Origin of the sequence: Streptomyces sp. NPDC085866, assembly GCF_044541035.1 — a bacterium.
Taxonomy (GTDB): Bacteria; Actinomycetota; Actinomycetes; order Streptomycetales; family Streptomycetaceae; genus Streptomyces.
Window position 1 is genome coordinate 460,549 of the sequence record NZ_JBITSQ010000007.1, and the last position, 25,994, is coordinate 486,542.

23 protein-coding genes are annotated in these 25,994 nt (G+C 71.4%); 8 read left to right on the forward strand and 15 right to left on the reverse strand.

Annotation, left to right across the window (positions count from 1 at the left end):
* Positions 1–5 precede the first annotated feature (5 nt).
* The 5 genes from ACIF83_RS20580 to ACIF83_RS20600 form a co-directional block, all read right to left on the reverse strand.
* Positions 6–941, reverse strand: a complete 936-nt coding sequence (locus tag ACIF83_RS20580) for a 3,4-dihydroxyphenylacetate 2,3-dioxygenase (protein WP_393477994.1) — start codon at positions 939–941, stop codon at positions 6–8.
* Positions 934–2,394, reverse strand: coding sequence for an aldehyde dehydrogenase (locus tag ACIF83_RS20585; RefSeq protein ID WP_399728731.1), 1,461 nt, complete (start codon positions 2,392–2,394; stop codon positions 934–936). Before ACIF83_RS20585 ends, ACIF83_RS20580 begins: the two co-directional genes overlap by 8 nt.
* A gap of 97 nt (positions 2,395–2,491) precedes the next feature.
* On the reverse strand, positions 2,492–3,304 hold the full coding sequence (locus ACIF83_RS20590; RefSeq protein WP_399728733.1) for an acetoacetate decarboxylase family protein: 813 nt from the start codon (positions 3,302–3,304) through the stop codon (positions 2,492–2,494).
* A gap of 10 nt (positions 3,305–3,314) precedes the next feature.
* Positions 3,315–4,523 carry an NAD(P)/FAD-dependent oxidoreductase gene (locus tag ACIF83_RS20595; RefSeq protein ID WP_399728736.1) on the reverse strand — a complete coding sequence of 403 codons (1,209 nt, stop codon included), beginning with the start codon at positions 4,521–4,523 and terminating at the stop codon, positions 3,315–3,317.
* Between the two features lie 3 nt (positions 4,524–4,526).
* Positions 4,527–4,715, reverse strand: coding sequence for a ferredoxin (locus tag ACIF83_RS20600; protein ID WP_386577475.1), 189 nt, complete (start codon positions 4,713–4,715; stop codon positions 4,527–4,529).
* A gap of 369 nt (positions 4,716–5,084) precedes the next feature.
* On the opposite strand from ACIF83_RS20600, the gene ACIF83_RS20605 reads away from it, so the two are divergent.
* Both ACIF83_RS20605 and ACIF83_RS20610 read left to right on the forward strand, forming a co-directional pair.
* Positions 5,085–6,434, forward strand: a complete 1,350-nt coding sequence (locus tag ACIF83_RS20605) for a glutamine synthetase family protein (protein ID WP_399728739.1) — start codon at positions 5,085–5,087, stop codon at positions 6,432–6,434.
* 16 nt (positions 6,435–6,450) lie between these two features.
* On the forward strand, positions 6,451–7,737 hold the full coding sequence (locus ACIF83_RS20610) for a cytochrome P450 (RefSeq protein WP_393477980.1): 1,287 nt from the start codon (positions 6,451–6,453) through the stop codon (positions 7,735–7,737).
* 12 nt (positions 7,738–7,749) lie between these two features.
* Here ACIF83_RS20610 and ACIF83_RS20615 read toward each other — a convergent pair whose 3' ends face one another.
* The 6 genes from ACIF83_RS20615 to ACIF83_RS20640 all read right to left on the reverse strand — a co-directional run bounded on the left by ACIF83_RS20615 (position 7,750) and on the right by ACIF83_RS20640 (position 14,943).
* Positions 7,750–9,213 (reverse strand): HAD-IA family hydrolase, encoded by a 1,464-nt coding sequence (locus ACIF83_RS20615; protein WP_399728743.1) that lies wholly within the window; start codon positions 9,211–9,213, stop codon positions 7,750–7,752.
* A gap of 18 nt (positions 9,214–9,231) precedes the next feature.
* Positions 9,232–10,218, reverse strand: coding sequence for a hydroxyacid dehydrogenase (locus tag ACIF83_RS20620; protein WP_393478272.1), 987 nt, complete (start codon positions 10,216–10,218; stop codon positions 9,232–9,234).
* Positions 10,219–10,262: 44 nt separating this feature from the next.
* Positions 10,263–11,186: a carbohydrate ABC transporter permease gene (locus tag ACIF83_RS20625; RefSeq protein ID WP_399728746.1), complete on the reverse strand. Its 924-nt coding sequence runs from the start codon at positions 11,184–11,186 to the stop codon at positions 10,263–10,265.
* Entirely contained in the window at positions 11,183–12,151 is a 969-nt protein-coding gene (locus tag ACIF83_RS20630; RefSeq protein WP_393477973.1) for a carbohydrate ABC transporter permease, read from the reverse strand. Before ACIF83_RS20630 ends, ACIF83_RS20625 begins: the two co-directional genes overlap by 4 nt.
* 207 nt (positions 12,152–12,358) lie before the next feature.
* On the reverse strand, positions 12,359–13,666 hold the full coding sequence (locus ACIF83_RS20635; protein ID WP_393477970.1) for an ABC transporter substrate-binding protein: 1,308 nt from the start codon (positions 13,664–13,666) through the stop codon (positions 12,359–12,361).
* A 176-nt stretch (positions 13,667–13,842) separates the two neighbouring features.
* A complete protein-coding gene (locus tag ACIF83_RS20640; protein WP_393477968.1) occupies positions 13,843–14,943 on the reverse strand; it encodes a substrate-binding domain-containing protein in 1,101 nt (366 codons plus the stop codon).
* A 185-nt stretch (positions 14,944–15,128) separates the two neighbouring features.
* Between ACIF83_RS20640 and ACIF83_RS20645 the strand changes: the two genes are divergently transcribed.
* The 4 genes from ACIF83_RS20645 (at position 15,129) to ACIF83_RS20660 (ending at position 19,953) form a co-directional block, all read left to right on the forward strand.
* Entirely contained in the window at positions 15,129–15,920 is a 792-nt protein-coding gene (locus ACIF83_RS20645) for a TetR family transcriptional regulator (protein ID WP_393477965.1), read from the forward strand.
* 180 nt (positions 15,921–16,100) lie between these two features.
* Positions 16,101–16,520, forward strand: coding sequence for a Zn-ribbon domain-containing OB-fold protein (locus ACIF83_RS20650; protein ID WP_393477962.1), 420 nt, complete (start codon positions 16,101–16,103; stop codon positions 16,518–16,520).
* A 44-nt stretch (positions 16,521–16,564) separates the two neighbouring features.
* Positions 16,565–16,975 (forward strand): DUF4440 domain-containing protein, encoded by a 411-nt coding sequence (locus tag ACIF83_RS20655; RefSeq protein WP_393477959.1) that lies wholly within the window; start codon positions 16,565–16,567, stop codon positions 16,973–16,975.
* A gap of 212 nt (positions 16,976–17,187) precedes the next feature.
* Positions 17,188–19,953, forward strand: a complete 2,766-nt coding sequence (locus ACIF83_RS20660) for a hypothetical protein (protein ID WP_399728752.1) — start codon at positions 17,188–17,190, stop codon at positions 19,951–19,953.
* Positions 19,954–20,007: 54 nt separating this feature from the next.
* On the opposite strand, the gene ACIF83_RS20665 is transcribed toward ACIF83_RS20660, so the two are convergent.
* Positions 20,008–20,394, reverse strand: a complete 387-nt coding sequence (locus ACIF83_RS20665) for a PPOX class F420-dependent oxidoreductase (RefSeq protein WP_393477954.1) — start codon at positions 20,392–20,394, stop codon at positions 20,008–20,010.
* 32 nt (positions 20,395–20,426) lie between these two features.
* Positions 20,427–21,605 (reverse strand): MalY/PatB family protein, encoded by a 1,179-nt coding sequence (locus ACIF83_RS20670; RefSeq protein ID WP_393477951.1) that lies wholly within the window; start codon positions 21,603–21,605, stop codon positions 20,427–20,429.
* Between the two features lie 464 nt (positions 21,606–22,069).
* Between ACIF83_RS20670 and ACIF83_RS20675 the strand changes: the two genes are divergently transcribed.
* Together ACIF83_RS20675 and ACIF83_RS20680 are read left to right on the forward strand one after the other, a co-directional pair.
* Positions 22,070–22,900, forward strand: coding sequence for an SAM-dependent methyltransferase (locus ACIF83_RS20675; protein ID WP_393477948.1), 831 nt, complete (start codon positions 22,070–22,072; stop codon positions 22,898–22,900).
* Positions 22,901–23,060: 160 nt separating this feature from the next.
* A complete protein-coding gene (locus ACIF83_RS20680) occupies positions 23,061–24,446 on the forward strand; it encodes a S1 family peptidase (protein ID WP_393477945.1) in 1,386 nt (461 codons plus the stop codon).
* 10 nt (positions 24,447–24,456) lie between these two features.
* On the opposite strand, the gene ACIF83_RS20685 is transcribed toward ACIF83_RS20680, so the two are convergent.
* Both ACIF83_RS20685 and ACIF83_RS20690 read right to left on the reverse strand, forming a co-directional pair.
* Positions 24,457–24,636: a hypothetical protein gene (locus ACIF83_RS20685; protein WP_393477943.1), complete on the reverse strand. Its 180-nt coding sequence runs from the start codon at positions 24,634–24,636 to the stop codon at positions 24,457–24,459.
* Positions 24,637–24,735: 99 nt separating this feature from the next.
* Entirely contained in the window at positions 24,736–25,884 is a 1,149-nt protein-coding gene (locus tag ACIF83_RS20690; RefSeq protein WP_399728758.1) for an ROK family protein, read from the reverse strand.
* Positions 25,885–25,994 lie beyond the last annotated feature (110 nt).

A 25,994-nucleotide genomic window follows, 5' to 3' on the forward strand; every position in this document is an offset into this window, starting at 1 on the left:
TTCTCCTAGACGCGGCTGTGCGGGGTGCGCGGGGACGGTGCGGCGGGCCGGCCGGTGCCGGTCCAACCGGCGGCCGGGCGGTCGAACCAGAGGTGCACCTGGCCGGTGCCGATGGAGTTCTCGTACTCGCCGTACTGGCGGGCTCTGGCGACACAGGCCTGCTCGCCGAGGGCGCCGGCCATCATCAGGTAGTGGAAGAACTTCGCCTCGGGCTTGAACCTCCAGAACTCGTCCATGGTGTCGAGGACCTTGTCGTGGCGGCCCTCCTTGAACCAGGCGATGCGTTCGTGGTCCGCCTCCCGGGCCTCCGGCGTACGGATGTGCACCGGGTCGCTGGACTCGTGGTCGCGCAGCTCGCGCAGCGGCCAGAAGGTGTGCGAGAGGGCGCCGGAGGCGATGAGCAGCACCCGGCGCCCCGGGGTGGCGGCGATACCGTCGGCGAGGGCACGCCCGAGCCGCAGGTGGTCCTCCATGTCACCGGTCTGGCAGACGCCGATGGTCACCCACCGCTTGTCCGGCAGGCCCTCGCCCAGGAACTTCCAGAGGTTGATGGTGGCGTAGTAGATCGGCAGGTGGTCGTCCTCGATCGGAGTGATCCACGTGCCGTGCTCGTCGGCGAACCGCGCCACGTTGTGGGCGAGTTCGGGATCGCCGGGAAAGTCGTACGGCATCCGGCACATGCCGCGCGGCAGCTCCTCGGAGGTGAAGAGGCCGGCCCGGCGCCGCTGTGCGGTGACGACGAACTCGACGGTGGTCGCCCAGTGCGAGTCGAGGACCACGACGGTGTCGTAGTCGTCCCGCTCGAAGACGTCCTTGCGGAGCTGCCGCAGACCGGTGACGAGGGTGATCTCCTTGCCCTCGTTCAACTCCAGCCGGTCGGCCTCCGGCAGCACGATGGTGGGGACGTGGGCGAGCAGTCCCGCCCCGACGATCTCACCCATGGTCGTTCCATCCCTTCGGGGCGGTGACGGTGTTCTTCAGGTCGCAGTAGAAGTCGAAGCTCCAGGTCCCGCCCTCGCGTCCGACACCGGAGAGGCGGGAGCCGCCGAAGGGTGCCTGCAGGTCGCGTACGAAGAAGCAGTTGACCCAGACGGTGCCGGCGACGAGCTGCGCCGTCACGCGCTCGGAGCGCGCACGATCGCCGGTGGCGACGGTGGCGGCGAGCCCGAAGCGGGTGTCGTCGGCGAGCCGGACGGCCTCCTCCTCGGTGGCGAAGGTCTGCAGAGTCAGGACGGGCCCGAAGACCTCCTCCTGCACGATCTCCGAATCCTGGGCGACGTCGGTGAGGAGCGTCGGCGCGTAGTACTGGCCGTCCTCCGGGTGCCCGCCGATGACGGCACGGGCCCCCGCCTCGATCGCCCGCCGCACGAACCCGTCGATCTTCTCCAGCTGGCGGGGGTGGATGTTGGGCCCGATGTCGGTGTCCTCGTCGCGCGGATCCCCCTGCGTGAGCCGTCCGGCCTTCTCCACGAAGCGCCGGGTGAACTCCTCGGCGACCGACTCCTCGACCAGGATCCGCGTGGCGGCGAGGCACACCTGGCCGGCGTTGCCGTACTGCTCCACCGCGAGGTCGACGGCGAGGTCGAGATCGGCGTCCGCGAACACCAACAGCGGCGACTTGCCGCCGAGTTCGAGGCTGAGCGGGGTGAGGTTGGCGGCGGCCGAGGCTGCGATACGGCGAGCGGTCGGCACGGAACCGGTGAAGCTGATCCGGCGCACGTCCGGGTGCGAGGTGAGCGCGTCACCGATCTCGGCACCGTACCCCTGCACGACGTTCAGCACCCCGGCCGGCAGCCCCGCCTCGGCGGCGATGTCGGCCAGCAGCGAGGCGGTCAACGGAGACCACTCGGCGGGCTTGAGCACCACGGTGTTGCCCGCAGCGAGAGCCGGGGCGACCTTCCAGGTGGCCAGCATCAGCGGGGCGTTCCACGGCGTGATCAGCACACAGGGGCCGGCCGGGTCCCAGCTGACGTGGTTGCCGTGCCCCCGCGTCTCGAAGTCCTCGTGGTCGAGCTGGAGCAGCCAGTCGGCGAAGAACCGGAAGTTGTGGGCTACGCGGGGCATGACGCCCCGGCGGTGGGAGCGGAGCAGGGCGCCGTTGTCGGTGGTCTCGACGACGGCCAGCTCTTCGATCCGCTTCTCGACGCCGTCGGCGATGGCGTGGAGGATACGGGCGCGCTCGGCACGGGGAGTGGCGGCCCAGCCGGGGAACGCGGCCTTGGCGGCGGCGACGGCGGCGGCTGCTTCGGCGGGGCCGCCGCGGGCGATCTCGCCGAGGGCGGTTCCGTCGATGGGCGAATGGTTGGTGAAGGTGTCGCTGGAGGCGATGCGTTGGCCGCCGATCCAGTGCCGGGTGTCTACGGCGACTCCGGCGACGGTGATCTTGTCAGTCATGAGAGGGCTCCTTATGGGACGAGGGGACAGGTGACTTACCTAGGGGCGCGGGGAACTGCGCGAGAAACCACAACGGACCCGCAGTCGACCACCGGCCCTACTCGGCAGACGCCCCCGACGTACCGGCTTCCAGCAGCCGCCCGCCGTCCCAAACCACCCCGACCTGCCGGTAGTACGCAGCGATCGGCTCCCGAATCTCCAGCCGGGCCAGCTCCTCCGTCGGCGCCTCGAACAACTCCAACTCCGCATCGCCGACCCACGGTTGCCCACCCTCGAAGGAAGCCGCCCCCGACTCGATCAACTCATCCAGCGCAAGCCCCTTTCCCTTCTCGATCGAGGGCAGCCAGCGATGATGGGCCATGGGGTGCCCGTTGACGAACCCGTTGGTCTCCGACGGCTCCCGCAAAGTCACCACGACCTGAGCCAACCGCCGATCAGCGGCAGCAAGCGTCGCCCCGAACCGCGCCCCCGCCTCGATACGGGGAGCGGGCCCGTACGGATGCGGCCGCGTCTGGTGAATGGACCCGAGTTTCTTCGGATACCCCTGGTGCAGCCCCCGCGCGATCGCGAAGTCCTTGTCCACCCAGATGTACACGCACCGCGAGTACGTCTGCCCCCGGTACTTGCACCGGACGACCGCGAAGGCCTCCTTGTACTGCGACAGCACCGGATCGAGCAGCTCCGAGCCCGACCGGGAGCAGGACTGCCAGTCGGCCCAGATCAGGGCGACGGCACCCGGGTCCTCGTCGGCCAACTCCAGCGGTTCGGGGAGCAGTTCACGTACCCGTGCGGGATCCGTGCGGTATTCGACGGTGAGCAGGTCGCCGGAGTAGCGCCAGGGCGGCGAGGGGATCAGCGACGAGGCACCCGTCGCGGTCTTGGGGTGGAAGTAACCGCGGACACTGGTCACTTGAGGCTCCTTACGCGGTGAGGGCGGGCTGCTTCAGCAGTTCGGCGCGGTAGCGGGCGGCGGCGGACGCGACGCCGGGGCCGCCGAGCGCGACGACGCCGACCAGCCGGTCGTCACGGTGATAGCCGGCGAGGAGGTCGCCGTCGGTGTCGCCGTCGAGGACCCGGACGTCGGCGAGGCCGAGCGCGGGTGCACCGAAGGACTGCAGCCGGAAGTCGTGCTGGTCGCTCCAGAAGGTGGGCAGCGGTGCGAACGGCGCCGGCTCCGGCTCACCGCCGACGAGACGGGCGACGAGGGCCTTCGCGGCCTGCTTCGCGGTGTCCGTGGGAATGGACCAGTGCTCGACCCGGCGGGGCACGCCGTCGTAGCGGGCGTTGGGGAAGCGGGCGACGTCTCCGACGGCCACGACCTCCGGGCGTCCGCCGACCCGCAACAGCTCGTCCGTGAGGACGCCGTCGGTCAGGTCGAGGCCGTTCCCGTCCAGCCACTCGGTGTTGGCGATCGAACCGACCGATTCGACCACCACGTCCGCCGGTACGACCGAGCCGTCGTCCAGCACCACGCCGGTGACCGTTCGATCGCCCTCGAAGCCCTGGACACCGGTACCGAGCCGGAACCGTACGCCCCGCGCCTCGTGCCGTTGCAGCAGCGACCGGGCGAGCAGCTCGCCGAGCGGGCCGACCATGGGCAGGGGCAGCGGGTCGACGACGGTCACCTCGGCGACGCCGAGTCCGACGGCGGTGGCGGCGACCTCGCAGCCGATGAACCCGGCGCCGACCACGACCACCCGGGCGCCGGGCCGGGTCATTGCCTCGCGCAGGCCCCGGGCGTCGGCGAGGGTGCGGACCGTGTGGCGGCCGGTGCGCGGGCCGGGACAGCGCAGTCGGCGGGGCCGCATGCCGGTGGCGACGACCAGTGCGTCGTACGGGAGCACCTCGCCGCCGTCGAGCTCCACGGTCCGCTCGTCGAGCCGGGCCGCGACGGCCCGGCGGCCGAGGAGCCACTCGACGTCGGCGACGCTCGCCCGGGGGCGGAAGGCCAGCGACTCGAAGGGCGCCTTACCCGCGAGGACCTCCTTGGAGAGCGGGGGGCGGTTGTAGGGCATGTGGGGCTCGTCCCCGACCAGGGTGATCGCCCCGGTCCAGCCGGCCGCACGCAGTTGTTCGGCGGCGCGCAGGCCGGCCATGGAGGCGCCGGCGACGAGGATGCGACCGCTCATGGGTCAGTCCTCGATCCGGATGGCCTGGAGCGGGCAGACGTCGGCTGCTTCCTCGACCTCGTCGCGCAGGGCGTCGTCGGGGTCACTGACGTAGGCGAGGCGCCCGTCGGTGTCGAGCTGGAAGACGTCGGGTGCCGCGAAGACGCACTGGCCGTGGTCCTGGCACTTGTTCATGTCGACGACGACCTTCATGGCCGGTCCTCCTGAGGGTGAGGGCGTCGAAGCGGAGTGAAGGGGGAGAAGTGGGGCCCCTCCGGCTCAGGAAGGGCCCCGGCCAACGGGGTGCGATGACCGCACCCCGAACTCGTTTGGCTTCAAACAAGGTAGGCAGGCGCCACGCCCTGGTCAATACCTATCCGGATGGATAAATTCTTGCCGCGGAAACCTTGCGGTCCGGCATGACGCTGCCTACCGTTTGGCTTCAAACAGCATGCCCGGAGCTGCCCGGGAGCCGCCCCGCACGGGCCCCTCCCCCGCCGCATCCCGGCGTTCTCTGCCACGCCACCCGCCTCCCGGACAGCACGTCCCGGAGGTGCCCGACGTCCGCCCCAGGAGACAACGGTGAGCGCTCATGACATCCAGGAAGTCCGCCGCCACATGGACCGGCTCGCCGCCGACGGCATCGACGTCGTCCGGGTGACCTATCCCGATCTGATCGGCACCGAGCGGGCGCGCGACGTCCTGCTGGAGGAGCTGCCCCGGGCCGTGGAGCACGGGCTCGCCTTCTGCCGGGCCGTCTACCACACCAGCCCGCAGGGCGACGTGGTGCCGGTGAGCGGCGGCCTGGACGCGGGGCTCCCCGACATCGCCGTACGACCGGACCTCGACACGCTGACCGCGCTGCCGTGGGAGCCCGGCGTCGCGACCTGTCTCGCGGAGATCGTCGACCCGGCCACCGGGTCCGCGGCGCCCGAATCACCCCGCGACCTGCTGCGCACGGTCCTGGAGCGGTGCCGGGCGCACGGGCTGCGCCCGGTCGTCGGACCGGAGCTGGAGTACTACCTGTGCGAAGCGGACCCCGCCGGAGGCTGGCGCCGCTACGCCCGCGACCCCGGTGTCGTCTACACCGCCGGCCTGCGCGCCGACCCCGACAACCACCTGCTGCGCACCCTGCGCCAGGTGCGCGATCTGAACATCGGGGTGATCAGCGGAAACCACGAGTTCGACGGCGGTCAGTTCGAGATCAACCTGATCCATTCGCACGCTCTGTCGGCAGCCGACCGCTCCTTCCGCTTCAAGGCCGCGATCAAGGAGCTGGCCCGTCGGGAGGGCAGGCTGGCCACCTTCATGGCCAAGCCGTTCGACGACTCCGGGGGTTCCGGCTTCCATCTGCACCTGTCCTGCGACGACGCCGACGGCCGCAACGCCTTCGACGACCCCTCGGGGCCGTACGGCCTGTCCGCCACGGCCCGGCAGGCCGTGGCCGGTGTCCTCACCCATGCCCCGGCGCTCGCCGCGCTGCTCAACCCGACGGTGAACTCGTACAAGCGCTTCGGCCCGGACACCCTCGCCCCCTGGCTGATCGACTGGGGGCTGGACAACCGCAGCGCCATGGTCCGCGTCCCGCCGGAGCGCGGCAGCGGCGCCCGCCTGGAGCTGCGGCTGGGCGACGCGAGCGCCAACCCGTACCTCGCAATCGCCGGCACGATCGCCGCCGCCCTGCTGGGCGTCCTGGCCGGCGAGGAGCCACCCGCCCCACTGGAGGGCTACGGCTACGACGCCGCCAGGTCGGCACCGCTACCGACGACCCTGTCCGATGCCCTGGACGCGCTGGAGGCGGACACCGCCCTGGCGGAGATCCTCGGCAAGGACTTCACCACGTCCTTCCTCTCCTACAAGCGCAACGAGGTCGAGCGCTTCCAACGGTTCGTCACCGACTGGGAGTTCACCGAGTACGCCTACCACCTGTGACACCGAGGAGCCACCGATGACCACCGAGACCCCGACCGCCGCCGCGAGCGAGCCGATGCCCCTGGCGGACGTCGACCTCGCCGATCTCGACAACTTCACCGACGGCATCACCCCGTGGCGGATGTTCCACACGCTGCGCCACGCGGACCCGGTGCACTGGCAGCCGGAGGAGGCACCCAACTCCGGTTTCTGGGCGGTCACCCGGCACGCCGACATCGCCCGGGTCGACCGGGACGCGGAGACATTCACCTCGACCCGGTTCGTCAACCTGGAGGAGCTGGACGACGACCAGATCAAGAAGCGGGCCTCCATCCTGGAGCTGGACGGCGTCCGCCACCGCGCGCTGCGCAGCCTGATCCAGCGGCAGTTCGGCGCGAGCGTGATCAACAGCTACTCCGACTTCCTGCGCGGCCTGACGGCGAAGACCCTGGACACGGCGCTCGCCAAGGGCAGCTTCGACTTCGTCGCGGATGTCTCCGCCGACTTCCCGATCAACGTGCTGGCCCGCCTGCTGGACGTGCCGCCGGAGGACAACCAGCAGCTCATCGACTGGGGCAACCGCATCATCGGCAACACCGACCCCGACTACGCGGACGTCCTGCTGCACAGCGAGGAGAGCGAGAAGTACCGCGACCTGCCGTTCCGTTCCCCCGCCTCGCTCGAAGTCTTCGAGTACGGGCGGGAGCTGGCCCGGCAGCGGCACGGCAAGGACGGCACCGACCTGGTGTCCAAGCTGGTCAACACCACCCCGCGCGACGGCGTCCCGCTCTCCGCACAGGACTTCGACAACTACTTCCTGCTCCTGGTGGTGGCCGGCAACGAGACGACCCGGCACACCATCACCCACTCCATGCTGGCCCTCCTCCAGCACCCCGAGCAGCTCGCCCGCCTCCGGGACGATCCCTCCCTGATCCCCACGGCCGTCGAGGAGTTCCTGCGCTGGGCCTCCCCCGTCTACCACTTCCGCCGTACCGCGACCCGGGACGTCGAGCTGGGCGGCAAGCGGATCAGGGAGGGCGACAAGGTCGTCATGTGGTACGCCTCCGGCAACCGCGACGAGGAGGTCTTCGGCAACCCGTACGACTTCGACGTGGCCCGGCAGGACAACGACCACGTCACCTTCGGCAAGGGCAGCCCGCACCTCTGCCTCGGCAACCTGCTCGCCCGCACCGAGATCCGGATCATGTTCGAGGAACTGATCCCGCGCCTCGCGGACATCCGCCTGACCGGTGACGTCCCGCGGGTGCGCTCGAACTTCGTCAACGGCATCAAGAAGCTTCCGGTGGAGGTCACCCTCGCCTGAGGGCGGGCGGCCTCACAGCCCCGCCGCCCACAGCTCCTCCCGGTCGATCCCCGCAAGGCCCCGGCGCACCGTGCGCCGGGGCGCTTTCCTGATCGGCGTGTACGACGGGACGGCGAGCACCCTGCAGCCGGCCGCCTCGGCCGCCGTCACCCCGGTGGGCGAGTCCTCGACCGCGAGACAGGCGGCGGGGTCCACGCCGAGGGCCCGGGCGGCCGCCAGATAGGGGTCGGCAGCCGGTTTGGTGCGGGGCGTCTCCCCCTCGGCGAGGGTCGTACGGAACCTGTCCGCGCCCAGCACCTTGAGCGCGGCGTCCACGACGGGCCGCGCGGACGCCGAGACCAGCGCCATGGGAAGGTCCAACTCCGCGATCGTGTCGAGGAGTTCGAGGGCACCCGGGAGCGGGGTGGCCTCCTTCTGGACCGTCTCCAGGAACCGTGCGTCGAGGTGCTCCGCGAGTTCCCGCGGGTCGGCGCCGGTCAGGCGGTGCAGGTGCCGGGCGGTGTCCGCGGCGGAGCGGCCGAGGGAGTCGAAGAGGTCCTCGACGCCGATCTCCGGCACCCGCTCCCGGACCGTGCGCAGCCACAGCGACTCGGTGTCGACGAGCGTGCCGTCCATGTCGAGGAGTACGGCGTGCGGCTCGGCCGCGAAGGGGTGGCCGTCCAGGGTCCAGTGCCGGTCGGGGTGCCGGCCCACGGCGGCGAAGACCTGTGCGGCGACGTCGGCGTGCCGCACCCGCGGGGGTGCCTGGCCGATACCGGGGCCCGCCGCCGCCAGCCAGGCCGTGCGTTCCTCGGCGGAGCGGCCCCCGTGGCCGCCCGCGTCGACGTGACCGTGGTCGGTGACCACCAGGTACGTCCACTCCTCCGCGGCGTACGTGCGGCGGGCACGGACGGCCGCGAGCAGCCTGCCCAGGCGGGCGTCGGCGCGGCGGACCGACGCCTCGTAGGCCGCCCCGCAGCCGAGGACGTGCGCGGTCTCGTCGGGCGCGCCGAGATGGACGAAGGACGCCTCGACGTCCTCCTCGGCGAGGATGTGCGCGGCGGCATCGGTGATCCGCTCGTCGCACTCCTCCCAGGCCTCGGGGGTGTCGGCCTCCGGGGCGATGAACGCCGTCCGGGACGCCGCCCGGAACAGGGGCCCGCCGTCGCGCGGCTGCAGCAGGGGCCGCCAGCCCGCGGCGACGAAGGTGCGCCGGCCGTCGTGGTGGTCGAGGCGGGTGGCGAAGTCGGGGAAGGCGTCGAGGCGGTGGCCGCTGAGGTCGTTGCTCCACACCCCGTGTTTGGCCGGGCCCACTCCGGTGACGATCGTCGCCCAGCAGGGTCCGGACATGGTGGGCGTGTCGTCCGCGACCTCGACGGGCGTCAGGAATCCCTCGGCGCCGAGGGCGTCGAGGTGCGGGGTGGGCTGGCGGTGCAGTACGTCGAGACGTACGCCGTCGATGCCGACGACGAGGACGCGGCGTGCGGCGACGGGCATGGCGCTCCTTACGGTCGATCAGGCGGACCGGGACAGCTCGTCCGGTCCTACTCCATAAGCGAACGGAAGGCCCTGGGCGTAACGCGCCACCTCGTCGGTGGCCCAGTCGGCCATGCGGCCCAGCTCGTTGCCGAGGGAGCCGGCGATGTGCGGGGTCAGCAGCACGTTCGGCAGGGTGTACAGGGGAGAGTCGGCCGGCGGTACGTCCGGTTCGGTGACGTCGAGGACGGCGTGGATGCGGCCGGGGACGAGGTGGCGGGTGAGGGCCTCGGTGTCGACGAGGGAACCGCGCGCGGTGTTGACCAGTGTGGCGCCGTCACGCAGCAGGGCGAGCCTGCGGGCGTCGAACATGTGCCGGGTCTCGGGGAGTTGAGGGGCGTGGATGGTGACCACGTCGCTGCGCCGGGCGAGCTCGTCGAGACCGACCGGTTCCGCGCCGAGGGCCCGGGCTCCGGCCGGGTCGAGATAGGGGTCGTGCAGGAGGACGTGCAGGTCGAGCGGGCGCAGCAGCTCGATGACCCGGCGGCCGATGCGGGAGGCGCCGACGACGCCCACGGTGCGGTGGTAGTTGCCGTAGCCGCTGAAGTCCGTGAGCAGATCGGGCTGTTCGCGGTTGTGGGCATAGCGACGGGCGATGTCCAGGACCCGCTTGTTCGCGAACAGGATGGCGCCGAGGGTGAATTCGGCGACCGGGAGGGCATTGGCGGCGGCCGCCGAGGACACCGTGATGCCGCGCTTCCAGACGGCGTCGGTGACGTGGTGCTTGACGGAGCCGGCGGCGTGGACGACGGCCCGCAGGCGGGGCACACGGTGCAGCGCGTCCTCGGTGAGTGCCGGCGCGCCCCAGTGGGTGAAGAGGATCTCGGCGTGGGCGAGGTGGTGGGCGTCGGCCGGGCTCGCGTCGGTGATCGTGGTGATCGTCGTGGTCGTGTCGACCCTGGCGACCGTGTGGAGGCGGTCGAGGGTGCCGTCGGTGAGCAGGGAGCGGTGGATGTCGGCGCCCATGGCCAGGACGGTGCGCGGGCGGCGGGTCTGGGGCACGGTCACCGTCACTTCACCGCGCCGGCGGTCAGGCCGGAGCGCCAGAAGCGCTGCAGGCAGACGAAGGCGGCGATCAGCGGGAGCACGGCGACCAGGGAGCCGGTGATCACGAGCGCGTAGTACTCGGGTTGCTGCTGGGTGACGCTGTTCCACATGAACAGACCCAGGTTGACCGGGTAGAGGTGGTCGTCGTTGAGCATGACGAGCGCGCCGAAGAAGTTGTTCCAGCTGGCCGTGAAGGAGAAGAGGAAGATCGTCATGAAGCCGGGGGCGAGCATGGGCAGCGCGATACGGGCGAACGTGCGCAGCTCGCCGGCGCCGTCGACGCGGGCGGCTTCCAGGACCTCTCCGGGCACGTATCCCTCCGAGAAGACGCGGGCCAGGTAGACGCCGAAGGGGTTGACCAGCGCGGGCAGCAGCACCGCCCAGTAGGTGTTGACGATGCCGGCCCTGCTGGCGAGCAGGTACATGGGCAGCTGGATGACGGTGCTGGGGACGAGGACGCCGCCGAGGACCAGCCCGAACAGCTTCTCCTTGCCCTTGAAGTCGTACTTGTCGAATGCGTAGCCCGTGGCCACGCAGATCAGGGTGGAGGCGGCGGAGCCCACGACGGAGTACAGGACGCTGTTGCCGAACCAGCGCAGATAGATGCCGTCGTCGACGGTGAACACGTGCCGCAGGTTGGCGAGGAGGTCGAAGTCGCCGAGGGTGAAGCCGGAGGTGGCGAAGAGGTCGCGGTGGTTCTTGGTGGCGGCGATGAGCAGCCAGCTGACCGGCATCAGGGTGTAGCAGGCGGCGAGGATCAGCAGGCCGTTGACGAGAGCCTTGGAGAGCAGGACGTTCGCGGGGGTGCGGCGGCGGCCGGTAGCCCGCGGGCGGGTGTCCGTTTCCGGTCGGGCGGGTGCGGGGGTGGAGTGCGTGAGGGTGCTCATACCGCCGCCTTCCAGCGGTTGCCGATCCGGGTGACGACGAAGGAGAGGGTGACGCCGAGGGCGGCGAGCAACAGGGAGGCGGCCGCGGCCAGGCCGTAGTCGTGCTGCACGAATCCCGCCTTCCAGATGTACAGGGTCGGCGACCACTCGGTGTCGATCGAGGGTGCTCCGCGCTGGTTGAGCACCTTCGGCTCGGTGAAGATCTGGATCGCGCCGACACAGGTGAACAGGACGGTCATGACGATCGCGGAGGCGATCATCGGGACCTTGATCCGCAGGGCGGTGCGCACGGGGCCGGCTCCGTCCATGACGGCCGCTTCGATCACCTCGCGCGGTACGGCCTGCAGGGCGGCGTAGAAGATGACCACGTTGTAGCCGGTCCACTGCCAGGCGGACAGGTTGACCATCGAGAGCAGCACGTGATCGTTCGCGTAGAAGTCCCAACTGCCGCCGGCTGCTCCGATCCAGTCGAGCACGGGGCTCAGGCCGGGCGTGTAGAGGTAGATCCAGATGATCGAGGCGATCAGCCCGGGGATCGCGTGGGGCAGGAAGAGCGCGAGCTGGAAGAACCGCTTCGCGCGGGCGACGGCGGAGTCCACGAGCAGCGCGAGCGCGAGAGAGCCGCCGATCATCACCGGGATGTACAGGGCGCAGTAGAGCGCGATGTGCGCGAAGGAGGAGCGGAATCCGGGGTCGGAGAGGGCGGCGGTGTAGTTGGCGAGTCCGGCGAAGACGCGCCGGGTGCCGCCGAAGCCGAGCCCGGAGGAGCGTTCCTGGAACAGGCTCATCCACAGCGCGTAGCCGATGGGCGCGACCATGACCGCACCGAACAGGACGAAGAACGGGGTGATCAGCAGGGCGGCGGCCCGACGCTGGCCGCGCCTCGGCTGCGCGGCTCCGCCGGGTCCGTCCGGTCCACGACGGGCGTCCGGCGGACCGGCGCTTCGGACCAAGGGTGCTGCCATGGCGGCTCCTTCGGGGTCGGGGTGGCGGGAGATACGGGGCGGGACGGGGGGCGGAGCTGCTCTGCGTGGCACATGCCTGGCCGACGCCGACGCAGACACCGACGTCACCGGGCGGCCACTCCGCCGGCGCCGGGTCCGCTGCGGGTCCGCTGCGGGTGCGGCGCGCTGTGGTGGCGCGCCGCACCCGTGGCCCCTCCCCTTGAGGGGCTACTCGGCGAGCTTGAGGCCGCGGTCCGCTATGCCGGACTCGGCCTTCTGCTCGCCCGCCTCGACGCCCGCGGTGAAGCCGGACTTGGCGGTGGTGTCCTGGATGGCGGTGTAGACGTCCAGCTGGTCGGGGCCCCAGGTCCAGCCGGGGACGATGGTCTCCGCCTGCTGGGAGGCGAGGGTGTAGAGGTCCTGGCCGTCGAAGTAGGACGTGTCGAACCTGGCAGCGGCGACCTTGCGCATGTCCGCGTTGGCGGGCAGCGCGCTGCTGGGCGAGGCGAGGTCGGCGAGCCGGGCCTCGACTCCGGCCTTGTCCGTGGTGAGCCAGGTGATGAACTCGGCGGCGGCTTCGGCGTGCTCGCTGCCCTTGAGGACGCCGTAGGAGGTGCCGCCGTAGTTGCCGACGGCCGGGGTGCCCCAGTTGGGCATGGGGGCGGCGGCCCACTTGCCCTTGAGGTCGGGCAGGGCGGTCTTCATTCCGCCGGCGGACCAGGAGGCGCCGAGGAAGGAGAGGGTCCTGCCCTGGGCGCGGGCCCTGGTCTCCTCGGGGCTGTAGCCGGTGAAGGTCTGCACGAGGCTGTCCTTGACCAGACCGTCCCAGTAGGCGGCGACCTTCTTCGTGGGGGCGTCGTTCACGCCCGTCTTCCAGGCGTCGCCCCGAGTGCCGAACCACTTCCCGCCGGCCTGCCAGGCGAGCGCGGCCAGCAGGGCGGGGTCGTTCTTCGGGAAGGAGGCCAGGCGGACGTTCTTGTCCTGCTTCCTGACCTTCTCGGCGGCCGCCCTGAACTCGTCCCAGGTCTTGGGGACTGCGATGCCGTACTTCTTGAACAGGTCGGTGCGGTAGTAGAGCAGCTGCGGTGCCACGTCGTAGGGGACGGTCCAGGTACGGCCGCCGAAGGTGACCAGCGACTGCACGGGCTTCGGGAACTTCGTCCTGACCGTTTCACCGGCGTACTCGGTCAGATCGATCAGATTGCCCTGGCTCGCGAACTCGGGGACCATCTGGTACTCGATCGTGGCGACGTCGGGCGCGTTGCCCGCCTTCACGGCGTTGGCCAGCTTGCTGTATCCCTCGGTGCTGCTCGGGATCTCGGTGAACCGGACCTTGATGTCCTTGTGCGTCCTGTTGAACGCGTCGACGGTCGACTTGGCACCGAGCGTCCAGGTCCAGTAGTCGATGGTCACCGGCTTGCCGTCGGACGCGGATCCGGTCGAACCGCCGCTGCCGCCACAGGCGGTGGCGAGCAGGCCCAGGGCGGCGACGGCGGCGGTTGCGGCGATACGGAACGATCGTGACGTACGCGTCATGGCACGGCTCCTACGAGACCTCGTACGGGAAGAGGCGGTCGCAGGACATCTTTTGTGCACAGCCGATCAACGTCAAGAGCGTTCGCACAAGACAATCAAAACGATCGCCATTCGATCGCTTCGCTCACACGCACCGCTCGACGGCGTCAGCAGGCGTCATGAGGTGAAATGAGGTGTCATGAACCGCTTCGGGCAGACGAGGTGCCCCCGCACGACGAGCGGATCCGCAGCTCCGGAAGCAGGTCGAGGTGCTGCCGGGGGCTGGGCCGCTCCCCCGCCGCCTGCTCGGCGAGGCGGCGCAGCAGAAGCTTCGCGGCGAGATCGCCCACCGCGTGCTTGGGCGGGGCGACGGCGGTGAGGGGCACGTCGGCGAGGCCCGCGACCTCGTCGTCGTAGGCGATGAGCGCGAGATCGTCGGGCACCCGCACACCACGCGCCTGGAGCCGGGGCACGAGCACGATGGCGTCCTCGTCGCTGTGCACCAGCGCCGCGGTGACGCCGCGTTCACGGACCGCCTTGACGAGATAGTCGACGGAGGCGTCGTAGTCACCGTGTTCCCGCACGCTCGGGGCGCCTTCGTCGACGTCGATGCCGCGCGAGCGTACGGCCGCCTGGAAGCCGGCGCCGATCTGGACGGCGTGCGGCCCCTCCTGGAGGACGGCGGCGATCCGGCGATGGCCGAGGGCGGCGAAGTGTCCGACGGCCAGGGCGGCGCCGTGGGCCCGGTCGGTGCGGACCCGGTCGAGGTCGGCCGCGGGGTTGCCGGGCAGCGCGGAGCGCTCCACCAGAACGGTGGGCACCTCGCACTCCATGAGCCACTTCTCCTGCCCGTCCTCGGGGACGCCGCCGAACCAGCTGGGCGCCACCAGCAGCCCCTGTGCACCGCCCGCGACCAGGTGTTCCGCCTGCACGGAGTCCTCGGTGTCGACATAGCCGGAGACACCGAGGACCAGCCGTCCACCCTGGGCGCCGACGGCCTCGCGGGCACCGCGCACGATGTCGGCGAAGATGTAGTTCGTGGTCGGCACGATCATTCCGATCACGGCGCCTTCGGCGGGCTCGGGCCGCGGCTCGGGGGTGGCGGCGGTGTCGCCCGGCCAGACCACCGCCCCGTGCAGCCGCTGCACCCGGCCCTGGGCCGCCAACGTCTCCACGTCGCGCCGCAACGTGACCGCCGAGACGCCGAGTTCGGCCGCCAGTTCGGCGACGCGGAGGCTGCCCCGCTCCCGGACGAGTTCGAGCACCCGCTCGTGGCGCTGGTCGACGTGCAGTCGCATGGGGCTCCCCCTGGAACAGTGATCCCGAGTCGCTTACTCTACGCCCACAATCGTATCGATCGTTTCCAATCAATTCGATCGCTCCGGTGTTCGGAGACTCGACCACAGAGCACTCAGTTCCCCTGTCGCGCCCCTTCTGCTGCACTGAGTGTCATGAAACCGGGCCGGGTGCTACGTTCCCGTTCATGAGCTCCAGCAGCGCGGCGCCGACCGCGAAGCCGCCGATGCGGGACGCCCTGGTCGCGGCGGCCTTCCAGCTGTTCCTGGAACGCGGGTACGAGCAGACCACCGTGGACGACATCGTGGCGCTGGCCGGGGTCGGCCGCCGCTCGTTCTTCCGTTACTTCCCCTCGAAGGAGGACGTGGTCTTCCCCGACCACGAGCGCTGCCTGGCCGACATGACCGCGTTCCTCGCCGCGAGCGACGAGGCGGACGAGCCGGTCCGGCGGGTGTGCGACGCGGCCCGGTTGGTGCTGCGGATGTACGCGGAGAACCCGACCTTCTCCGTACAGCGCTACCGGCTCACCAAGAAGGTGCCGGGACTGCGCGCCTACGAGCTGTCCGTGGTCTGGCGCTACGAGCGCGCGCTCGCCGAGTATCTGCGCGGGCGGTTCGCCGGGCAGCACGACGGGACACTGCACGCCGACGTGATCGCCGCCGGCGTCGTCGCCGCGCACAACAACGCCCTGCGCTCCTGGCTGCGTTCGGACGGCAAGGGCGACGCGGGCACGGCGGTGGACCATGCCCTGGGATACGTCCAGGCCGCCTTCGCCCCCTCGGCACATCCACGCCCCACCCCGGCCGGCGAGCACCTCGACACCACACGCTCCGAGATCACGCACCCCGAAGGCACGCCCCCGGAAGCAGCACACCTCGGCATCGATCACCCCGACGACGTGGTCGTCCTCGTCACGCGCCGGAACGCACCGCTGTGGCGGGTGGTGCAGGAGTTCGAGTCGGCCGTCGGCCGCGCCTGACCCGCACGACCTGGTACCTCTCGCTCACAAAGCCTCCGCAGATTTGGGGTACGGAGTGCCTTTACGAGTGACACTGAGTGCCATACTCTGTCGGCGTGCACGGTGGCACGGCAACCGGGCACACACGCGCGGTTCACTCCGGGCGCGCGGATTCCGGTCGAGGGCAGGGAGTTGACCAGCGTGTACCACCACTCAGCGAGCGCCTCGCATCCGGCGGCAGGCTCCGCGGGGGCGGGTGTCCTCGACCCCGCCGTCGCGGACTCCAAGGACGCCATCGTCTTCCAGCGCTGCACCTGGTGCGGCACCGCGATGTACCACCGCCTGCTGTGTCCGGTGTGCCAGGGCAGCGAACTGCGCACGGAGCGCAGCGAGGGCGCCGGGACGGTGCGCCACTCCACCGTGGTGCACCGCAACACGCCCGCGGCGCGCAACGTGTCGCTGATCGAGATGGCCGAGGGGTTCGTCGTACGGGGCCGGGTCATGGGCCCGCCCGTCGGCATCCACAGCGGGGACCGGGTGCGGTTGTCCACGACCAAGGACCCGGTCCGGGGCGAGCCGGTCTTCCAGCTGATCGACGAGCCGTACCGCGCCTGGACCTGAGGCCGTCTCGGCCGCGGGATCGCGGCCTGCGCGAAGATGCCCCCATGAACATGGCATCGGAACCGACCTCCGCATCGGAATCGGAGCAGGTGAGCGCGGCGATCGAGGGTGAGCTCGCGCTCATGGACCCCCGGGTGCGCTCCTCGCGGGACCTGACCCGGCAGTGGCTCGACCCGGACTTCGTCGAGGTCGGTGCCTCGGGCAGGCGATGGACCCTGCAGGACATCCTGGCCGCACTGCCGGACATGGCGGGCAGCACGGACGAGGGTCCCCGTTACGAGCCCTCGGAGATGAACGGGGCCCTGCTGGCTCCGGGTCTGGTGCATCTGACGTACGAGACCGTGCTCGACGGGCGTCACGCGCGCCGCAGTTCGCTGTGGCGCCGGCGGGACGAGCGGTCCGGCTGGCGGATGTACTACCACCAGGCCACCCCGGTACCGCCCCCGGCCGGGTAGCCGCGCCGCTCCCAAGTCACTTTTCGCGGGCGGTAGTTGCCGTACGCCCCGACCGCTGACCCCACCGTTGCCGTGCGCCGGAGCGCCGGCCGCACGATGTGATCCAACACTTGCCCTTCACAGGCAACCCACAGTGTCTCCTTCCCGTCCTCCCGGGACGAGGGGCGCCCGGGACCGCCGGGACGCCCGAGGACGGGGTCAGAGGAGGAACTGTGGTCCGTGCCCGGCGCATATGGGTCACCGCCGCCGCGTTGCTCGCGGTGGCGGGCGCATCCCCAGGGGCGGCAGTCGCACAGGGTCAACCATCATCGGAGTCGGCGGCGTTGACCGCAGCGGCCGACGGGAAGCTGCCGCCAGGGTGGGGGATCACCGGCGGCCGGTCGGCGTCGCAGCAGCTGGTGTGGCGCTCGGACCGGCCGGTGCCCATGGGGGACGCACGCGTCGAATTCCGTTCGGGTGGACGCCTGTTGGGGATTCCGCAGCCGGCCAAGGACGGACGTACCTTCCGGCTGCCGCTCGACGGGCAGCACGCCGGCGAGCTGCGCGGGCTGCAGGTCTGGTCCGGCGGACGGCGACTGGACGGCCGGGGCGCCGTCCCGACCGGATCCGCGGTCCAGCCGCCGGCACCTCTGCCGGCCAACCCCGTGGACCCGGGCAAGCCCGGTTCGTACCGCACCAAGACCGGTGAGTACAGCCTGAAGTCGGTCCGGCTGCCGGGCTTCTCCGCCCCGGTGGAGATGCGCGCGGTGGTCGTCGCCCCCACCGGCGCCCGCGGCCCGCGCCCGCTCGCGCTGTTCCTGCACGGCCGCCACTTCACCTGCTACAAGGGTCAGGACATCACCGGCGACTGGCCCTGCCCGGCCGGGACGAAGGCGGTGCCGAGCCACCGCGGTTACCTGCGCGACCAGAAGTTGCTGGCCTCCCAGGGCTATGTGACCGTGTCGATCTCCGCGAACGGCATCAACGGCCAGGACTGGAACGCCGAGGACGGCGGCGCGCAGGCGCGTTCGTCCCTGGTGCGACTGCACCTGGCCCAGTGGGCCGACTGGACCGCGCACCCCGAGACCGCCCCGCAGATCGTGCAGGACGCGCCCCGCGCCGACCTGTCCCGCGTCCTGCTGGTCGGGCACTCGCGCGGCGGCGAGGGCGTCGACCGGGCCGCGATGGACAGCCTGTACCCGCCGCCCGCCGCCCAGGACGGCTACCACGGGCCGGTGCGCTGGACGATCCGCGGTCTGGTCCTCATCGGCCCCACCGTCTTCGGCCAGAACCCGGTGCCCGACGTGCCGTCCGTGTCGATCCTGCCGGGCTGCGACGGTGACGTCTCCGACCTCCAGGGCGAGATGTACGTCGACGGCACGCGTGGGGTGAGCCGCGGTGCCGCACTGCACAGCGCGGTGTACGTCATCGGCGCCAACCACAACTTCTTCAACTCCGAGTGGACGCCGGGGCAGGCCACCGCGCCCGCCCAGGACGACTTCTCGGACGATCCGCAGCACCCCGACCCGGTGTGCGCCAAGCGTGCCGCGACCCGGCTGACCGCCGACCAGCAGCACCGGGCCGGTTCGACCTACATCGCGGCCGCCGCGCGGCTGTTCCTCGCCGGTGACGACAAGGTCCGGCCGCTGCTGGACGGTTCCGGCAAGCGGGCGCCGTCGGCGGACCCGGCGCGGGTCCTCAGCCATGCGGTGGGCGGGCTCCGTGACGCCGGGTTCCTGCCGGACGGCGGGGTGTCCGTGACCGGCGCCAAGCTGTGCGCGGCAGTGGACCCCGCACCGGCCAAGGCCTGCCTGGGCCAAGGTGCCAAGGGGAGCTCTCCGCACTTCGTGCAGTGGGAGACCGACCGCGAGCCCGGCCGGCACGCGATCGCGCTGCACTGGACGCATGCGGGCACCCCGGCACGGGTGGCGGTCAAGGACCCGGTCTCGATGGCCGGTGACAAGGCGCTCACGCTGCGGCTGTTCGTGCCGCCGAACTCCCGGGGCACACGGCTGGACGTGTCCGTCACCGACGCCTCCGGCCGCAAGGCGGTCCTCGGCAAGGTGAAGGCCGACGGGCTGCCGGGCAGTCAGAGCACCGCGTCCTACTGGGCACGGGAGATCCGGGTGCCGCTGACGGCGGCCACCCGCGCCGGGCTCGACCTGCACCGGATCAAGTCCCTCGAGCTGACCCCGCGTTCGGGCTCCGGCCGGGCCTGGCTGATGGACGCCTGGGGCTGGCGCCCCGGTCTGCCGGCGGTGCAGGCGGCCGGTCTGCCGCGCGTGGACGTCGGCCGCATGACCGTGGACGAGGGCGACTCCGGCACCCGCACCTACCAGGTTCCGGTCGAGGTGTCGGGGCAGGGCAGCGGACAGGTCCGGGTGTACGTCTTCGACCCGGCCTCCGGCAAGGTCACGAACCGGCTGGTCACCGTGCGTCCCGGCGGTCACGACATCGACGTGCCGGTCGAGGTGAAGGGCAACAAGCGCTACGGCCAGGACGTGTCGTACGACATCAGCGTCAAGGCGGTCCGCGGCGCGGTCGTCGGCTCGTACCGGGGCGGGATCACGGTGCACGACGACGACCCGGCGCCCAAGATGACCGTCACCCCCGTCGCCGACAAGGTGACCGAGGGGCAGGGTCTGAAGTGGCGGGTGTCGCTGTCCGAGGCCGTCGACGTGGACATGAGCGCGTTCTTCCTCGCGGTGGCGCCCGACGGGACCGAGCTGTCCACCAAGGACGTGTCCGCGCGCTGGCTGCGGGACACCACCGGTGCCTCGCCGGACCCTGAGCGGCCGCTGTCCAAGGTGTCCGGCGGTCTCTACCTGTGGGAGAACATCCCGGCGGGCAAGACCAGTGCGGACATCACCATTCCCACGGTCAAGGACCGGGTGCGGGAGTCCTCGGAGTCGGTGCGGTTCCAGCAGATCGACGAGCAGACGGGCAAACCGAAGCCCGGCGGCCTGGAGTTGAACGGCACGGTGCTCGACGCGTCGTAGCCGCCTAAAGCCCTCGTCGTAGCCGCCTGAAGCCCTGGGGAAGCAGCAGCCTCCTCAGGGCTTCAGCGTCACCCGGATCCCGACCGTGCCCTCCAGCCCGCGCCGCAGCCGGCTGCCCAGCAGGGTGAGCCGGCCGACGATGCCGTACTTGCGGGCGATGAGGGTGCGGTAGCGGGCGGTGGTGGCCGCGTCGGCGATCTCGGCGGTGGCCGGGAGCTGGTCGCCGGTGGGATTGCCGCGCAGGTCGCAGGGGCCGACGAGGACGTCGGCGCGCCGGCGGATGCGCTTGACCTTCCAGCTGTCGGCGGCCGTCCACGCGCCCAGGGCGTCCCCGTCCCGGACCACCCACACCGGGGTCGCGACGGGGGTGCCGTCCTTGCGGTAGCTGGTGACCAGCAGGTACTTGCCGGAGCCGAGCCGGTCCAGCTGCGTGTCGTCCATTCCGGCAGTCTAGGAGGCCGAGCGCCGATGGTTCAGGCCAGGGCCGCCGCCATCCGCCGTACCCCCTCCGTGAGGATCTCCGGAGAGGTCGCCAGGTTCAGGCGCACGTGCCCGGCGCCGCCGGTGCCGAAGAGCACGCCGGGGCTGAGGGCGACCCGGCCGCGGTCGAGGAAGACCTCGGCGGGGTCGTCGCCGAGTCCGAGGGCACGGCAGTCGAGCCAGGCCAGGTAGGTGGCCTCGGCGGGACACGGGCGGACCGCGGGCAGGTGCTCGGCGAGCAGGTCGGTGAGCAGGCGCCGGTTGGCGTCGAGACCGGCCAGCAGGGCGTCCAGCCATTCGGTGCCGTCGTTCAGGGCGGCGGTGTGGGCGATGACGCCCAGGTGACTGGGGCCGTGGCTGACCTCCTCGGGCAGCCGGGCGAGGTCGGCGGCGGCGCCGGGTCCGGCGACGGCCAGCGCGGCCTTGAGCCCGGCGAGGTTCCAGCCCTTGGACGCCGACATCAGCGACAGGCCGCGCTCGGCGCCGGGCACGCTCAGGTACGGCACGTAGGTGACACCGGGGGCGACGAGCGGGGCGTGGATCTCATCCGCGACGACACGGACGCCGTACCGCTCGGCGAGGTCGGCCACGGCGGCCAGTTCGGCTGCGGTGTGCACGGTGCCGGTGGGGTTGTGCGGGCTGCACAGCAGGAACGCGGCCCGGCCACCGCCCGCGGTCGCCTCCCGGAACGTCTCCGCCAGCCGATCGAGGTCGATGCGCAGGTCGGCGCCGAGCCGGGCCTCGACCACGCGGCGGTCCATGTGGCTCACGAACTGGTAGAACGGCGGATACACGGGCGCGTTCACGATCACCGGATCCCCGGGACCGGTGACCAGTCTGAGCATCTCGACCACACCGAGCATCACGTCCGGAACGATCGCGGTGTGCTCCACGGCGATCCCGTGCCAGTGCCAGCGCTTGGCGGCGAACCCGGCCAGCGCTTCGGCGTAGGCGGTGCCCGCGGGGTAGCCGGTGTCCCCGAGGGCGAGCGCGTCGGTGACGGCGCGGACGACCGGCTCGGCGAGGGGTACGTCCATCTCGGCCACCCACAGTGGCAGCACGTCCTCGGGGTAGGCGCGCCACTTCATGCTCGTACGACGTCGCAGCCGCTCCAGGCCGAGGACGCGCAGCGGGTCGGGTTCGCCGGGTGTGCCGTGCGGGATGCTGGTCATGGGGCTCAAGATAGGCGGCTGTGGCGTGACCGGAAACGGGGCGAGCCGGGCGGACGGGGCGACCGAGGACCGCTTGGACCCACCGGGCCCGGCCGACCGTGGCGCGACCGCTGATCCCGGTGCTCGATCCGCTGCGCGACAGGAGGGGGCCTGCCTCGCCGGGTGCTGCCGGTGCACTCGCGGCTGGACGCACGGGTGCAGCTCGCCGACCTCCTCGCCGGGATCGCCCGCCGGATCGCCTCCGCCGAGCCGGGCGGCCGCGGGGATCCGGCTCCGGTCGCGCGGCTGCGCCCGTTCGGGGGTGCGGAGTCGGTGCGCGCAGTCGGTGCGCGGCGACGCGCGCAGCTGGTCCCGGCCCGGTTCGGACGCGGAAAGCCCGGGACGTGCGGCACAGATCAACTCGGGCGTCTAGATTGCGTCTTGAATGGCGCACCTCTCTTCAGGCATCCAGGAGCTGAACCCACGTGACCGACAACCCGGCAGCCACCAACGACGTGGCCGTGTCGCTGCGCGCCCGGATCAACACCAGCCAGCCGCACACGGCCCGGATATGGAACTACTGGCTCGGTGGCAAGGACAACTACGAGGTCGACCGAGCGGCCGGCGACCAGATTCGCCAACTCCACCCGGGCATCGGGGAGTACGCGCGCGCCGACCGGCTGTTCCTGGGCCGGGCGGTACGCCACCTGGTCGGCGAGCTCGGCATCCGCCAGTTCCTGGACATCGGCACCGGGCTGCCCACCGCCGACAACACGCACGAGGTCGCCCAGCGCATCGCTCCGGACGCGCGGATCGTGTACGTCGACAACGACCCGCTCGTCCTCGCGCACGCCCGCGCCCTGCTCACCAGCACGCCCGAGGGCCGCACCGACTACCTGGACGAGGATCTGCGCAATGTCGACGCGATCCTCGAACACGCCGCGAAGACGCTGGACTTCACTCAGCCGGTGGCGCTGATGCTGCTCGGCGTGGTCATCTTCATCGGCGACGACGAGGACCCGTACGGCCTGGTGCGGCAGTTGACGGACCGGCTGCCGTCGGGCAGCCATCTGGTGCTGTCGCACACCGTCACCAGCCCGTCGATGCCGGACGTGGACGAGGCGGTCAAGTTCTGGAACGAGCACGGCACTCCGAAGCTGACCCAGCGTACGCCCGAGGACGTCACCCGTTTCTTCGACGGTCTCGAGCTGCTGGAGCCGGGCGTGGTGTCCTGTTCGCGCTGGCGCCCGGAGGACGGCGACGGCGCCGAGCCGGAGGAGGTCGCCATGTTCGGCGGGGTGGCGCGCAAGGCCTGACGGCGACGCGCGAGAGCCGGCGGCGGGTTCGGGTCGAGAAGATCACCGCCGTCGGTGAACACCACCGGGCCGGGCCACGTACTCAGGGTCGGGCGCTCGACGACCGGAGGGCCCCGTGGTGCCGGTAGGGGCATCGCGCGTTCGGGTTCGGGAGCCATGCATGAGGCACGCACGACGACGGGTCGTCCGGCGAGTGACACGCCTGGCGGCGGTCGGCGGACTCCTCCTGGGAGGTGCGATGGTCGCCCAGGCGGCCATGGCGAGCGAGACTCCCCCGGCGTCCGCCAGGACGCTCAGTTCGGCCGGGACGGCCGGTGACACGGGCGCGGCGCTGGTGGCGAAGCTCGGCACGGCGCGGACGGCGGGCAGCTGGATCGGCGGCGACGGGCGGCCCGTCGTCGCGGTGACCGATGCGCAGGCGGCACAGACGGTGCGCCGTGCGGGGGCCGAGGCGAAGGTCGTGTCGCACAGCATGAACGAGCTGAAGTCGGCCACGGCCACCCTGCGTTCGGCGCCCCGTGTGGCGGGCACCGCCTGGTCGATGGACTACCGGACCAACCGGGTCGTGGTGCAGGCCGACCGTACGGTGTCGGCCGACGACTGGTCCCGGATGACCCAAGTCGCCGCGCGGATCGGCACTTTCGTGCACATGGAGCGCACGAACGGCAAATTCACCACGCGGCTGAACGGGGCGCAGCCGATCCTGTCGACGGGCGGTCGCTGCTCGGCGGGCTTCAACGTGAGCAACGGGCAGAGCGACTTCATCCTCACCGCCGGCCACTGCGGGCCCGCCGGATCGATCTGGTTCGCCGACAACCAGGGCAACCAGCAGCTGGGCAAGACGGTCAGCAGCAACTTCCCCGGCAACGACTTCTCGCTCGTCCAGTACAACTCCGGCAAGGCCGGCGACGGTGCCGACGTGGTCGCGATCGGCGGCGGCAAGGGCGTGCGGATCACCGGTGCGGCCGATCCGACGGTCGGGCAGCGGGTGTTCCGCAGCGGCAGCACCAGCGGGCTGCACGACGGCCAGGTGACCGGGCTGAACTCGACCGTGAACTATCCCGAGGGCACGGTCACCGGACTCATCGAGACCAACGTGTGCGCCGAACCGGGCGACAGCGGCGGCCCGTTGTTCTCCGAGGGCGTCGCGCTGGGCGTGACCTCGGGCGGCAACGGGGACTGCACCACGGGCGGGACGACGTTCTTCCAGCCGATCACCAAGGCGATGGCGGCGCTGAACGTCCGACTCCTCGTGTCGGCACAGAACGCGGGCGGCGCCCAGGGCGCGGCACCCTCCCCCGCGCAGTCCGCCCCGGCAGGCCAGGGTGCCGTTGCGCCGAGCGCGGCCTCGCCCGGTTCCTCGGCGCCGGTCACGGGCACCGCACAGGGCGAGACGCTGCTGGCACGGCTCACGGACACCCGGAACGTCGGTCCCGGGCTGCTGGTCATCGCGGGGAGTCTGATCGCGCTGGTCGCCACCCGCTACTTCCGTGCCGAGCAGGACCGCAAGGCGTACCAGCGGTACTACTCGGCGACGTGGGGCTGACGAGAGAGGTTCAGGCCGCCTGGTGCGGGGCCGCCGCGGCCCACTCCATCACGAGGCGCTGGTACTCCGCGCGCTGCTCGGTGGTAAGTGTCCCGCCCGACCGGCGCCACAGGGCCCTGATCTCCTCGTTGACCTCGTCGGCCGATCGCTCGGAGACGGCTTCAACAGTGGTGGACATGCTGTGAAGCATATGCCGGGCTACGTGAAGGCGCTGTGAGTAAGTACACCCGATACGGACATTTCGGACCGTGTTACTCATCACGTCAATGTGTCAAGTGGAGGCGGGAGTTCACACCCGGTCCGCACCGAGCACGAGGACCTGGATCGCCAACACCGCTGCTCCGCGTGCCCAGTCGTGAAAGTCGGAGATCTTGGTCTCCAGGCCGACCGGAGCGGCCTGCGGGTGCCGGTGGGCGGCGATGGTCTCGCGCACCGTGTCCCCCGCCACATCCATGAGGCCCACACCTTCCCCGGCGAGCAGGATCTTCTGCGGCATGGCGAAGTTGGCGATCTGCGCGACCAGCGTGCCCAGGGCCCGGGCAGCCTCGTCGATCACCCGGGAGGCCATGGGTTCGTCCGCGGCCGCAGCGGCGAGGATCTCCTCGTAGGTGGCGTCCCGGCCGGTGGCGGCGCGGATCTGGTAGCGGATGCTGGGGATGCCGAGCAGGGACACGGCACTGCCGCGCTCGCCGTCCGGGGTGAGCGGGCCGTTGGGGTCGATGATCAGGTGCCGGCCGAAGCCGCGGTCCTCCTCGGCGTAGGACACCCGCCTGCCGCCGAGCACGAGCCCGTAGCCGAAACCCGCGCCGATGGTCAGGACGACGAAGCGGTCGAGGCCGCGTCCGGCGCCGAACCAGGTCTCGGCCTCGACCAGGGCGGCCACGTCGTTCTCCACGACCACCGGCAGGCCGGTGCGCTCCTGGACCAGCTCGGCGAGCGGAACGTTCCGCCAGCGCAGGAAGGGCGACTCGCCGACCACCGCACGCTCGCGCACCAGCCCGCCCACGCCGATGCCGATGCCCGCGAGGGCCGGGTGGCGAGCGGCCAGTTCGGCGGTCATCTCCGCGAGCAGGTCGGCGACGGCCGCCGGGTCGCGTCCGGTCAGCGGCCGGTCGAGACGGGCGACGACCTCGCTGCGCAACGTGGTGACGACGCCGTAGACCAAGTCCTCGGTGATCTTGAAGCCGAGGAAGGTGCGGGACTCGGCGACGACGTCGAGCGGCTGCGAGGGCCGGCCCTGGCGCACCGGGGCCGGGGCACCCGCCTCGGGCACCTCCACCAGCAGGCCGGACTCGATCAGCGGCTTGGTCAGCCGGGTGAGGCTGCCCTGCGAGAGGTCCAGCCGACGAGCCAGCTCGGTGCGGGACAGCGGGCCGTGCACCAGGACCTCGATCGCCACGGAGCGTTCCCCCGGGCTCAGCGGCAGCCAGCTGCTCATGAAGGCCGACCCTTCCGTTTCTTTTGAGGTTGAAGCAACCAGGCCACTCTACTGGGATCTTTCCCGTAGACGAAAGCTACGGGCGCCCCCTTGACGCTCTGATTCTTCTG

What these genes read in the sequence shown, in the direction of transcription:
- ACIF83_RS20580 (WP_393477994.1), bottom strand. Translation starts at nt 941, where the DNA reads ATGGGTGAGATCGTCGGGGCGGGACTGCTCGCCCACGTCCCCACCATC.
- ACIF83_RS20585 (WP_399728731.1), bottom strand. Translation starts at nt 2,394, where the DNA reads ATGACTGACAAGATCACCGTCGCCGGAGTCGCCGTAGACACCCGGCAC.
- ACIF83_RS20595 (WP_399728736.1), bottom strand. Translation starts at nt 4,523, where the DNA reads ATGAGCGGTCGCATCCTCGTCGCCGGCGCCTCCATGGCCGGCCTGCGC.
- ACIF83_RS20600 (WP_386577475.1), bottom strand. Translation starts at nt 4,715, where the DNA reads ATGAAGGTCGTCGTCGACATGAACAAGTGCCAGGACCACGGCCAGTGC.
- ACIF83_RS20610 (WP_393477980.1), top strand. Translation starts at nt 6,451, where the DNA reads ATGACCACCGAGACCCCGACCGCCGCCGCGAGCGAGCCGATGCCCCTG.
- ACIF83_RS20615 (WP_399728743.1), bottom strand. Translation starts at nt 9,213, where the DNA reads ATGCCCGTCGCCGCACGCCGCGTCCTCGTCGTCGGCATCGACGGCGTA.
- ACIF83_RS20620 (WP_393478272.1), bottom strand. Translation starts at nt 10,218, where the DNA reads ATGGGCGCCGACATCCACCGCTCCCTGCTCACCGACGGCACCCTCGAC.
- ACIF83_RS20625 (WP_399728746.1), bottom strand. Translation starts at nt 11,186, where the DNA reads ATGAGCACCCTCACGCACTCCACCCCCGCACCCGCCCGACCGGAAACG.
- ACIF83_RS20630 (WP_393477973.1), bottom strand. Translation starts at nt 12,151, where the DNA reads ATGGCAGCACCCTTGGTCCGAAGCGCCGGTCCGCCGGACGCCCGTCGT.
- ACIF83_RS20635 (WP_393477970.1), bottom strand. Translation starts at nt 13,666, where the DNA reads ATGACGCGTACGTCACGATCGTTCCGTATCGCCGCAACCGCCGCCGTC.
- ACIF83_RS20640 (WP_393477968.1), bottom strand. Translation starts at nt 14,943, where the DNA reads ATGCGACTGCACGTCGACCAGCGCCACGAGCGGGTGCTCGAACTCGTC.
- ACIF83_RS20645 (WP_393477965.1), top strand. Translation starts at nt 15,129, where the DNA reads ATGAGCTCCAGCAGCGCGGCGCCGACCGCGAAGCCGCCGATGCGGGAC.
- ACIF83_RS20655 (WP_393477959.1), top strand. Translation starts at nt 16,565, where the DNA reads ATGAACATGGCATCGGAACCGACCTCCGCATCGGAATCGGAGCAGGTG.
- ACIF83_RS20665 (WP_393477954.1), bottom strand. Translation starts at nt 20,394, where the DNA reads ATGGACGACACGCAGCTGGACCGGCTCGGCTCCGGCAAGTACCTGCTG.
- ACIF83_RS20670 (WP_393477951.1), bottom strand. Translation starts at nt 21,605, where the DNA reads ATGACCAGCATCCCGCACGGCACACCCGGCGAACCCGACCCGCTGCGC.
- ACIF83_RS20680 (WP_393477945.1), top strand. Translation starts at nt 23,061, where the DNA reads ATGAGGCACGCACGACGACGGGTCGTCCGGCGAGTGACACGCCTGGCG.
- ACIF83_RS20685 (WP_393477943.1), bottom strand. Translation starts at nt 24,636, where the DNA reads ATGCTTCACAGCATGTCCACCACTGTTGAAGCCGTCTCCGAGCGATCG.
- ACIF83_RS20690 (WP_399728758.1), bottom strand. Translation starts at nt 25,884, where the DNA reads ATGAGCAGCTGGCTGCCGCTGAGCCCGGGGGAACGCTCCGTGGCGATC.